Raw genomic sequence first — 245 nt, 5'->3', positions numbered from 1 at the left:
ATGTACGGGACCTCGGCGGAGGAGCCGAGGACAAACAGGCCGTGCACGCCGCCCTCAAGCAGGTGCTTGGTCACCCGGGCCAGGGAGTGGGTGTCGATGCTGCCGTCGGCGGCGCGCGGGGTGACGACGGGGGGAATGACGCCGGTGAACTGGCGGATGGGCTGAGAGGCCACAGATATCTCCAAAGTGCTGGTAATGGGTTTGGTGCGGTGGAACGAGTGGGTGTTGCAGGGGAAAACAGGGTG

Annotated in this window: 1 protein-coding gene; it reads right to left on the bottom strand. The window is 65.3% G+C overall.

Annotated features, from left to right (window positions below):
• Nucleotides 1-173: dihydrodipicolinate synthase family protein (locus tag SB754_RS22340; RefSeq protein WP_410784469.1), on the bottom strand; the 173-nt coding region annotated here is incomplete at its 3' end.
• Nucleotides 174-245: the final 72 nt, after the last annotated feature.

It is taken from the genome of Leifsonia sp. SIMBA_070 (assembly GCF_046534635.1).
In the GTDB taxonomy this organism is placed as follows: domain Bacteria; phylum Actinomycetota; class Actinomycetes; order Actinomycetales; family Microbacteriaceae; genus Leifsonia.
This window is presented reverse-complemented; position numbering and strand designations above follow the sequence as displayed.